At 71.1% G+C, this 7978-nt stretch carries 3 protein-coding genes; all 3 read left to right on the forward strand.

What is annotated here, in order from left to right:
* A partial coding sequence (locus B0T44_RS27380; RefSeq protein ID WP_176219244.1) for an acyl carrier protein occupies positions 1-363 on the forward strand: 363 nt, incomplete at its 5' end.
* 10 nt (positions 364-373) lie between these two features.
* A complete protein-coding gene (locus B0T44_RS25525; RefSeq protein ID WP_077121705.1) occupies positions 374-5209 on the forward strand; it encodes a type I polyketide synthase in 4836 nt (1611 codons plus the stop codon).
* A partial coding sequence (locus B0T44_RS25530; protein WP_139795362.1) for a type I polyketide synthase occupies positions 5206-7978 on the forward strand: 2773 nt, incomplete at its 3' end. The genes B0T44_RS25525 and B0T44_RS25530, both read left to right, overlap by 4 nt.

Here is a 7978-nt window from a genome sequence, read left to right on the forward strand (position 1 = left end):
TCCCTCACCGCCGTCGAAACCCGCAACCGACTCACCACCACCACCGGCCTACCCCTCCCCACCACCCTCGTCTTCGACCACCCCACCCCCACCGACACCGCACACCACCTCCACACCCTGCTCACCGAGGAGCCCGCGGCACACACCATGGACGAGCACCTGATCCGGCGGTTCCTGGCGTCGGTTCCGCTGGAGCGGTTACGCGAGCACGGTGTGCTCGACACCGTGCTGAACCTGGCCCGAGCGGCCGGTGACCCGCCACCGGTGACCGGGCCGGACGGCGACGACGACGAACTCGACGCGATCACCCGAATGGACGTCGGCAGCTTGATCCGGCACGTAACCGATCACCGGCAGGCTTGAGGAGCACAGCGTGGAACAGCAGCCGGTCACCGTCGACGCGCTCGTCGACGCCCTGCGGACAGCCGCCCTCGACAATGCCGCACTACGCCGCACGAATGACGAGTTGCGCGCGACGGCGACGGAACCGATCGCCGTCGTCGGCATGGGATGCCGCTTCCCCGGTGGGGTCGGCGAACCGGAGCAGCTGTGGCGGCTGGTGGCCGACGGCACCGACGCGATCGGCCCGTTCCCCACCGACCGCGGATGGCAGTACACCGACCTGCCCACCGTCGCGGTAGGCGGTTTCCTCCACGACGCCGCCGAGTTCGATGCCGAGTTCTTCGGTATCAGCCCCAGGGAAGCGACCGCCATGGACCCGCAGCAGCGGTTGGCGCTCGAAACCAGTTGGGCAGCACTCGAGCATGCCGGTATCGACCCCTCGGGACTGCGCGGCAGCGATACCGGGGTTTTCCTCGGTGTCATCGCCCAGGCCTACGGCGCGGGCATACCGGTCGACGACGGCGCGCACGGCTTCCGGATGACCGGTGTCGCCGCCAGCGTGGTGTCGGGCCGGATCGCCTACACGCTCGGTCTGCACGGTCCGGCGGTTTCGGTCGATACCGCCTGCTCGTCGTCGCTGGTGGCGGTGCATCAGGCGATACGCGCGCTGCGGGCAGGCGATTGCGGGCTGGCGCTGGCCGGGGGCGTCACCGTTATGGCGACACCGGAGGTGTTCACCGGCTTCGCCCGGCAGGGCGGGCTTGCTGCGGACGGGCGCTGTAAATCGTTCGCCGCACATGCGGATGGCACCGGTTTCGCCGAGGGGGCCGCGGTCCTGGTGCTCGAACGGCTGTCCCGAGCCCGGCAGCTCGGGCGCGACGTACTGGCCGTCATCCGCGGGTCGGCGGTGAATCAGGACGGCGCCACCAACGGTCTCACCGCCCCTGGTGCCGGTGCGCAGCAGCGGGTCGTTCGGGTGGCACTTGCCGACGCCGGACTCGCGGCGAACGATATCGACGCGGTGGAAGCACACGGCACCGGGACCGTGCTCGGCGACCCGATCGAAGCACAAGCATTGATCGCCACCTACGGGCAAGACCGCTCCCCCAGCAACCCGTTATGGCTGGGATCGATCAAATCCAACATCGGCCACACCCAAGCCGCCGCCGGGATGGCCGGGGTGATCAAAATGGTGCAGGCCATGCGGCACGAGATACTGCCACGCACCCTGCATGCGGACACACCGACCTCGCACGTGGACTGGTCGGCAGGCACGGTACGACTGCTCACCGAGCAGCAACCATGGCCGCGCACCGCAGAACGCCCTCGGCGAGCCGGTGTGTCGTCGTTCGGGATCAGCGGCACCAACGCTCACGTCATCCTCGAAGAAGCACCACCGGACGCCACCGACCCCGGCGATACCGGCGAACGTTTCGCCGATACCGACATCTCGGCGTGGCCGGTATCCGGGCGCACCGAACAGGCACTCGTCGCACAGGCGCGGGAACTGTCGCAGTTTCTGCACGCACACCCCGACTACGACCCGATGGACATCGGCTGGACACTTGCCGTGAGCCGGGCTCGGTTCGACCACCGCGCGGTCGTGCTCGGCAGCGGCCGCGACATCCTGCTCGCGGGACTGGATGCGCTCGCCGGCGGTGCGCCGACAGCAGCCACGGTAACCGGTCGAGCGCGCGGACACGGACGGACCGCTTTCGTCTTCCCGGGGCAGGGTGCGCAGTGGCTGGGGATGGGGCGCGAACTGCATCGCGCCTTCCCGGTTTTCGCCACCTCGTTCGACGCCGTCTGCGCCGAACTCGATCCACACCTCGGTTGTTCGCTGCGTGACACGCTCTGGGGCGACGACCCCGCGGCCGTACAAGCCACCGATATCGCCCAGGCCGGACTGTTCGCGGTGGGTGTGGCCGTACACGAACTACTGCGGGCATGGGGTGTGCAGCCCGATATCGTCATGGGGCATTCCGTCGGTGAGATCACCGCCGCCTACGTCGCCGGAATACTCTCCCGCACCGACGCCGCGACGCTGGTCGCCGCACGCGGTCGCCATATGCGCAGCTTGCCCGCCAACGGCGCCATGGTCGCTGTCGCCGCCGCCGAGAACGAAGTGGTGGCGCTGCTGACCGAGCGGACCGCGCTCGCGGCGGTGAATGCTCCCGCGGCCGTGGTGGTCTCCGGCGCCGAACCCGATGTCACCGATATCGCCGGGCAGCTGGCCGCCCGCGGGCACCGTATCGAGCGCCTGCCCGTCACGCACGGCTTCCATTCGCCGCTGATAGCGCCCGCGCTCCCCAGCTTCGCCGCCGCCGTCGCCGGCCTGACATTCGGCGAACCGACGACGACCGTGCTGTCGGCGCTCGCCGGCACCCCGTCCAATACCGCGCTGGCCTGCCCCGAGCACTGGGTACGGCATATGCGCGAAACAGTGCGGTTCGCCGACGCCGTCACCGCACTCACCGATGCCGGGTGCACTCGTTTCGTCGTCGCCGGACCGGACGGCGGCCTCACCGGCCTCCTGCGGCAATGCCTGGACCCCACCGGCACGGCGGCCGCCGCGATGCCGGTCTTGCGTGCGGGCCGCTCCGAGGTGGCGGCACTGCTGACAGCCCTGGCGGGATTGTCGACCAGCGGCGTTCCGGTCGACTGGTCGCGGCTGTTCGCCGGCCGCGGCGCCCGGCGAGTGACCTTGCCCGGGTATGCGTTTCAGCGGTACCGGTACTGGGCGGGCGCCCTCGAACATCAGCCTGCCCCGGCATCCGGCAGTGACGACGAATTCTGGCGCGCGGTCGAAACCGGCGACACCGCCGCGCTCGGTATCGACCGGCGGCATACCGACGTGCTCGCCGCGCTGTCGTCCTGGCGGCATCGGCGTCGCGAGCTGGACCGGATCGGCTCGTGGTGGTATCGCACCGACTGGCATCCGCTCCCGGACGCCCCGGCCCACCTGCCCGGTACCTGGCTGCTGATCCGCGACGAGTCCGGGTACCCCGACGAGACCACGATCGCAGCGTTCACTGCGGCCGGTGCACGGCTGCGTTACCTCGATATCGACGCCGACCGGCCGGACCGTGACCAGCTGGCCCGTGTGATCGAGTCGATCGCCGCCGAGGGACCGCTCGCGGGCGCGGTGTCGCTCGCCGGGAGCGTCGCAGGGCCGAGCCCGGCGCTGCCGGTGCTGTCCCGGGGTCTGGTGGCGAATCTGGTGCTGCTGCAGGCGTGGGCTGATGCGGCGGTCGCGGCACCGCTGTGGTGGGTGACCCGCGGCGCGGTCGCGGTGAGCACTGTAGAGGAACCGGACCCGTTGCAGGCGCAGCTGTGGGGCGCGGGGCAGGTCGCGGGCCTGGAACTGCCGCAACAGTGGGGCGGATCGATCGACCTGCCCGCCGATCCGGGCGCCGACGCACCGCAGCAACTGGTCGCTGCGCTCGCTCGCGGGGATGGCGAGGACCAGCTCGCGATCCGGGCCGACGGGCTCTATGGCCGCAGGCTGGCCCGCGCCGACCGACCCGATCTCGGGCAGGTCCGGCCGTGGCGGCCGCGCGGCACCGTGCTGGTCACCGGCGGCACGGGCGCGATCGGGGTATTGCTGGCGCCGTGGCTCCTGCAGCACGGCGCCGAACATGTCGTGCTCGCCGGACGGCGCGGCACCGATACGCCGGGTATCGCGGCTGCGGCGGCTCGACTGCGGGAACTGGGCCGGGTGACGGTCCTGACCTGTGATGTCACCGATCGTGACGCTATCGCCACAGCACTGGCCGAGGCCGACGCCGACGCGACCTTGACCGCTGTGATCCACGCCGCAGGCATCGGCGCCCAGTCTCCGCTCACAGCCACCGAGCCGGCCGCAATGGCCGAGGTCGCGGCGGCGAAGGTCGCGGGGGCCCGGTATCTGGACGAGTTGCTCGGCGACCGCGCCCTCGACGCCTTTGTGTTGTTCTCCTCCGGTGCCGCCACCTGGGGGGCGGCGGGCAGCGCAGGTTACGCTGCCGCCAACGCCTTTCTCGATGCCCTCGCCCAGCGTCGGCGCGCCCGCGGCCGGGCCGCGATCTCGTTGGCGTGGGGCAGCTGGGCGGCGACCGGCGCAGACATCGCCCAGCTCGCGCGGCACGGCGTCGGCGCGATGGATCCCGATACCGCGCTCAGCGCGCTCGCCCTTGCCATCGGCGCCGGAGAAACCCAGCTCACCGTCGCCGAAATCCACTGGCCTCGATTCCTCGGGACCTACACCGCCGCCCGACGCCGACCGCTGCTGGCGGCGCTCCCGGACGCTCCCGGCACCGAGCCGGACACCGGCGCACCTGATACCGCAGGGCCGAACAGCGATGCGCACTGTAACGCACGGCGAAATTCCGACGCCGCGATTCTGCTGCGGCAGCGGCTGTCCGGCCTGCCCGGTTACGAGCGGCACCAGATTGTGCTCGACCTGGTCCGCGGCCAGGTCGCCGCTGTGCTCGGCCACGACCGCCCCGAGGCTGTCGCACCGGACCGGCCCTTCGCCGAACTCGGTTTCGACTCGCTGGCGGCCGTCGAGACCCGCACACGCCTGGAAACCGCCACTGGTCTGGCGTTGCCGAGCACCCTTGTATTCGACCATCCCACGGCCGCCGCCACCGCCGAACGCCTGCTGCGGGAACTCGACGGCGCCGGGCAGCACGAACTGTCAGATATCGAACGCAATATCCACGCCGCTCTCCGGCGCATTCCGCCGCGTCGGCTGCGGGAGTCGGGCGTACTCGACACCTTGCTGGCGCTGGCGGACGGCGGCGACGCCCCGGCCCCGGCCGCCGACCTCGACGAACTGGACGAACAGGAGTTGATCGAACTGGCGCTGCGGGAGGACCTGCCGTGACTGCCTCCCGGGACGAGCTGGCCGGCGCCTTGCGCGCCGCGCTGGCCAGAACGCAGCGGCTGCGCGAGGAGAACCGGCGGCTGACGGACGCACGCACCGAGCCGATCGCCATCGTCGGTATCGGTTGCCGTTTCCCCGGCGGGGCAGACACCCCGGAGCAGTTGTGGCAACTGCTCGACGACGGCCGCGACGGCATCGGACCGCTACCGACCGACCGCGGCTGGGACCTCGACTCCCTCGCCGCTGCAGGCGTCACAACACGTGCCGGCGGTTTCCTGCACGACGCCGCGCTGTTCGACGCCGGTTTCTTCGACATCAGCCCGCGCGAGGCCGCGGCCATGGACCCGCAGCACCGGCTGGTCCTCGAAACCACCTGGGAGGCTTTCGAATACGCCGGTATCGACCCGAAGTCGTTGCGTGACAGCGATACCGGTGTATTCCTCGGTGTCAGCAGCCAGCTGTACGGCAGCACCGATACCGGTGCCGAGGGCTACCGGTTGACCGGCACCACCGCGAGCGCTGCATCCGGCCGGGTCGCCTACCTGTTCGGCTTCCATGGCCCCGCGATATCCGTCGACACCGCCTGCTCGTCCTCGCTGGTGGCGTTGCACCAGGCGATGGCCGCGCTGCGGGCCGGTGAATGCGCGCTGGCAGTGGTGGGCGGGGTGTCGGTGATGGCTACCCCCGACACTCTGCTGGAGTTCTGGCGGCAGAGCGGGCTGGCACCCGACGGCCGGTGCAAATCGTTTGCCGCGTCCGCCGACGGCACCGGGTTCGCCGACGGCGCCGGGGTACTGGTGCTGGAGCGGCTGTCCGACGCCCGCCGGCTCGGCCACGAGGTGGTGGCGGTGGTCCGGGGTTCTGCGGTCAATTCCGATGGGGCCAGCAACGGTTTCACCGCACCCAACGGTCCCGCACAACAGCGGGTGATCCGGCAGGCGCTCGACGACGCCGGAATCGCCGCCACCGAGATCGACGCGGTCGAAGCGCATGGGACGGGAACTGTTCTCGGTGACCCGGTCGAGGCACACGCGCTGATCGCCGCCTACGGGCAGGACCGGCCCGCGGACCGGCCGCTGTGGCTGGGCTCGATCAAATCCAATATCGGCCACACCCAGGCCGCTGCGGGCATCGCGGGTGTCATCAAAATGGCGCTGGCACTGCGGCACCGGCGGCTACCACCGACCCTGCACATCGACCGGCCGTCGACCCAGGTGGACTGGTCGGCCGGGGCGGTGGCACTGCTGACCGAGGGGCGGGACTGGCCGGACCACGGCAGGCCACGACGCGGGGCGGTGTCGTCGTTCGGCGCCAGCGGCACCAACGCGCACGTCGTTCTGGAGCAGGCCGCCGAAGCCGACAGCGAGGTTCCCGGCGCGGACGGACCCGCCGATATACCGGCCTGGGTGGTGTCGGCGCGCAGCGAGGCCGCGCTGGCGGAACAGGCCCGGCGGCTGGCCGACCGGGCGGTGCACGAGCCGGACCTGCCCGCTTCCGATATCGCCGCTACACTCGCCCGCCGCACCCGGTTCGAGCACCGCCTCGTGGTGCTCGGCGGCAACCGCGACGCGCTGCTGACCCGGCTGTGGGCCCACGCCGACGGCCGGCCCGCCGACGGAGTGGTCAGTGGAGTGGCCCGGCCCGGCAAGACCGTGTTCCTGTTCCCCGGGCAAGGCGCCCAGTGGCAAGGGATGGGGCGTGAGCTCCACGCCGCCTACCCGGTATTCGCCGCCGCGTTCGATACGGTTGCCGCCGCGTTCGAGGAGCGCTACGACTGCGGCCTGCAGGAGGTGCTCGGCGCCGAGGACCCGCTGCCGCTGCAGGACACCGCGCAGGCGCAGGCCGGGCTGTTCGCCGTCGGGGTGGCGCTGTTTCGTCTGGTCGAATCTCTTGGCCTGCGCCCGGATTTCTTGTGCGGGCATTCCGTCGGAGAGATCACCGCCGCCCATCTTGCGGGCGCTCTGTCGCTCACCGACGCGGTCACCCTGATCGGAGAACGCGGCCGGCTGATGCGGCAGCTGCCCGGCGACGGCGCCATGATCGCCGTGCACGCGGCCCCGGCGGAGGTGACGGCCCTGCTCGTCGACGGGGTCGATATCGCCGCGATCAACGCACCCGATTCGGTTGTGCTCTCCGGTGCGCGCGACGCGGTCGACGGTATCGCCGAGCATCTGGCCGCGCATGGGCATCGCGTCGATCGGCTGCCGGTATCGCATGCGTTCCATTCGCCGCTGATGGATCCGATACTGGACCGGTTCGCTGCCGTCGCAGCCACGGTGCGGGTCGGTCCTGCCGCCGTGCCGGTGCTCAGCAACCTGGACGGCCGGTTCGCAGGCGACCGCATGGCGGAGCCGCGATACTGGGTGCGCCACCTGCGCGAGACTGTCCGTTTCGCCGACAGCCTGCGCACCCTGGCCGAACACCAGGCCACTCGTTTCCTGATTCTCGGGCCCGACGGCGGGCTGTCCGCGCTCGTCCAGCGCACCCTCGATCCCCGCACCACCACGGCAACCGTGCCGGGCAGTCCCGTCGGTCTATCCCCGCACAGCGACAGCGCGCAGTCCATCGGGCACCCGCACCAGCACGTCGGCGAGGTCACCACCGCTGCGGCACTGCACCGTGGCCGTCCCCAGGTCCGGACACTGCTGACCGCCTTGGCTCGGCTGCACGTCGCCGGCGCCGGCATCGACTGGGCCGTCCTGTGCCCGGGTCGTCGGGTTCGGTTGCCTTCCTATGCTTTCCAGCGGGAGCACTACTGGCTCGGCAGCG

Source organism: Nocardia donostiensis (genome assembly GCF_002081715.1).
Taxonomy (GTDB): Bacteria; Actinomycetota; Actinomycetes; order Mycobacteriales; family Mycobacteriaceae; genus Nocardia; species Nocardia donostiensis.